Raw genomic sequence first — 1,579 nt, forward strand, 5'->3', positions numbered from 1 at the left:
CGCCGTCGGCAGCCGGCCCCAGGAGAGCGTCCCCGTCCGCTTCTCCCGCCCCCTGGGGCGGGGCCGCGACAGGGTCGGGCGTGGGCTGCAGGGCGGGCGCCTCCTCTTCTTCTTCCTCCCGCCGCAGGAAGGCCGGCACCCACGGCGCCTCGGCTGGCGGACGGCCCTCGGGCTGCGGCGCTGCTTCGGCGGTCGGCGTGCCCGCAGACGGCGCCGCCGGGGGCACGAACGGCGGCGCTGCGGCAGCTCCCGGCCACGGCCGGCGCTGGACATGCGCCATGGCCGAGGTGCGCGGCAGCGCAGGCGGCCGCGGCGCCGCCAGCGCATCCAAGGACAAGTCCGGCAACAGCGCCGCAGGCTCCTCGAAGGGCCGCAGGTAGGGCGTCGCGTCGAACACCTCCTTGCATTGCCCGCAGCGCACCCACCCGTCGGAGATGCGCAACTGGTCCGCCACGACGCGAAAGGTCGTGACGCAGTGCGGGCAACGGGTGGTCTGGCTCATCGGGCGGGCATTGTAGGACGCGCCCGGGCGCAGCCCCGCGCGCCAGCGGGTCGGCTCAGCCCTGCGCGACCATCAGGATCCAGCCGTCCTCGCTGTCGGCCACCGCCAGGCGCACGAAGGGCGCGTAGGCTTCCTGCAGCTCCTCGGCCTGGCGCTCCAGGATGCCGGCGAGCACCAGGTGCCCGCCCGGCGCCAGGTGGGCGCACAGCAGCGGCGCCAACACCTTGAGCGGCGTCGCCAGGATGTTGGCGAGCACCGTCTGGTAGCGGCCCTGCGCCTGCTCCGGCAGGCCGGCGTGCAGCTCCACGCCGTTCGCCCGGGCGTTGTCCTGCGTGGCCTGCACGGCCGCCGGGTCGATGTCCACGGCGTCGATGGGCGCCGCGCCGAAGCGGGCAGCGCCGATGGCAAGGATGCCCGAGCCACAGCCGTAGTCGAGCGTGCGCCCCAGCCCGGCCGCGCCGGCCTGGGCGCCCTGCCGGGCGATCCAGCGCAGGCACATGCGCGTGGTCGGGTGCGTGCCCGTGCCGAAGGCCAGGCCCGGGTCCAGCCGGATGGTCCGGATGGCGCCAGGCGGCGGTTCGTGCCAGCTGGGGACGATCCAGAAATCCCCGGTGATCGGCACCGGCTCGAACTGCGACTGCGTCAGGCGCACCCAGTCCTGCTCCGGCACCGCCGTGACGCCGAGGATCTCGCAGCCGTCGAAGAAATCCTGCAGCGCCAGGAGCCGCGCCGCTTCCTCGGCGGCGGGCTGCGTCGCGAAGAGCGCCGTGACGCGGCTGCGCTCCCAGCCCGGCCGGGGGGCCGGCATCCCGGGTTCGCCGAAGAGCGCGCGCTCGGCGTCCGTCTGCGCGTCGGCATCCTCCACCGACACGCTCAGGGCGTCGAGCGCATCGAAGGCCTCGCTCACCACCTCCACCCGCTCCTCGGGGCACAGCAGTTTCAGCTCGAACATGGGCGTGGGCCTCGTCTTTCCCTGCGCCGCAGCGCCACCGGGGCCTGCGGTCGCAGCAGCCGGCTGCTCAGCGCTTGCGCTGGGCGAGCCACTCTTCCAGGTAGTGGATGTTGGTGCCGCCCGCC

Annotated in this window: 2 protein-coding genes; both read right to left on the reverse strand. The window is 74.9% G+C overall.

What is annotated here, in order from left to right; genetic code table 11:
- Nucleotides 1-502: zinc-ribbon domain-containing protein (locus A612_RS16930; RefSeq protein WP_019373117.1), on the reverse strand; the 502-nt coding region annotated here is incomplete at its 3' end.
- A 55-nt stretch (nucleotides 503-557) separates the two neighbouring features.
- Nucleotides 558-1,454: a 50S ribosomal protein L11 methyltransferase gene (gene prmA, locus A612_RS03010; protein ID WP_019373118.1), complete on the reverse strand. Its 897-nt coding sequence runs from the start codon at nucleotides 1,452-1,454 to the stop codon at nucleotides 558-560.
- Between the last annotated feature and the right edge of the window lie 125 nt (nucleotides 1,455-1,579).

It is taken from the genome of Melaminivora alkalimesophila (genome assembly GCF_000282995.1).
GTDB lineage: Bacteria > Pseudomonadota > Gammaproteobacteria > Burkholderiales > Burkholderiaceae_C > Melaminivora > Melaminivora alkalimesophila.